Source organism: Streptomyces sp. NPDC047880, from assembly GCF_040706515.1.
Classification (GTDB): Bacteria; Actinomycetota; Actinomycetes; order Streptomycetales; family Streptomycetaceae; genus Streptomyces.
Genome location: NZ_JBEZOK010000075.1, coordinates 1 through 1,067 on the forward strand (window position 1 = coordinate 1; position 1,067 = coordinate 1,067).

The following is a 1,067-nucleotide window of genomic DNA, read 5'->3' on the forward strand; positions in this document are numbered from 1 at the left end:
GACCTCGACCACCACGGCGCGACCGTCGCCCCCCGGCCGCACCGGAACACCTCGCCACGCCGAGCGGCCGCCACCGACGGCAGGCCGGCGCCCCCGCCGCACCCGGAGCGCGGCCCCCGGGCGCGGCGAGAAGGAGCGTCAGGCGGTGGGCATGGGGTAGTCCATGCGGGATGTGACGTCGTAGGTGTTCTCCGGGACCTTGTGGCTGTATCGGCTGGTGGGCGCGAAGTCGTACGAGCAGTAGTTGCTCCAGGGGCTTCCCGGCCAGTAGACACGGGCCATCGGCACCCCGGCCCAGTGGTGGAACCACAGTTCCAGCACGACACCGGTCGCGTGGCTGCCCTCGGTGGTGACGGTGTCGCCGACGGCGAAGCCGTACACGGCGCGCTCGCGCGCGATGGCCACCGGGTCGGCCAGGCGCATGGCGGCCTCTTCGGAGCGGCCGTTGACCCAGCGCCCCGACCACGCCACGGTGAACGCGTCGCCCTCGACGGAGGTGACGGTGCCGCGCTGGATCACGGGGCGCGGCTTCCCCACCTTGTCCCGGGCGTCGTCGTGCATCGGGTCGTAGATGAAAGTGCGCTCCACCCGGTCACCGGGGCGGTATCCGTCGGAGCGATCGGCGTAGGTGTCTCCAGGGATGTACTCGCGGGGGATGATCAGCACCGTTTCCTCGTCGTGCCACACGTCCGACTGGCCATCCAGGGCGATGTATCCGTTCAGCGCGGCGGGCAGAGCGGGGAAGCACGCGACGCTCTGCATGAGGGTGTCGAGACGGTTCGGGTTCAGGGGGCGCTCGAACTCGCCGAGCACCCAGTCACCGGGGCGGACGTCGGCAATCGGGCACAGACGGACCCCGCCCATGTCGGTACCTGCTGGGGGCTGGCGGTACAGGGAGTCGGTGGGCCGGTTGGTGACGATCAGCGGGTAGAACGCGGCGTCGATGACGGCCATGGTGACCTCCGGGTGGCTCGGGTTTCGAGTGGTGGTGTCGGTCGGGGTGCCACCCCCTCCCAACAAGGACAACATTACCAGTGTTGGGCCGGAAACGGAAGCTGAAAAGGGGG

Annotated in this window: 1 protein-coding gene; it reads right to left on the reverse strand. The window is 70.1% G+C overall.

Features of this window, described 5'->3' with window-relative positions; translation table 11 throughout:
• Window positions 1–138: 138 nt before the first annotated feature.
• The gene (locus tag AB0937_RS38530) at window positions 139–954 is read right to left on the reverse strand and encodes a hypothetical protein (RefSeq protein WP_366718878.1); all 816 of its coding nucleotides are present in this window, start codon (window positions 952–954) and stop codon (window positions 139–141) included.
• Window positions 955–1,067: the final 113 nt, after the last annotated feature.

What these genes read in the sequence shown, in the direction of transcription:
- AB0937_RS38530 (WP_366718878.1), bottom strand. Translation starts at nt 954, where the DNA reads ATGGCCGTCATCGACGCCGCGTTCTACCCGCTGATCGTCACCAACCGG.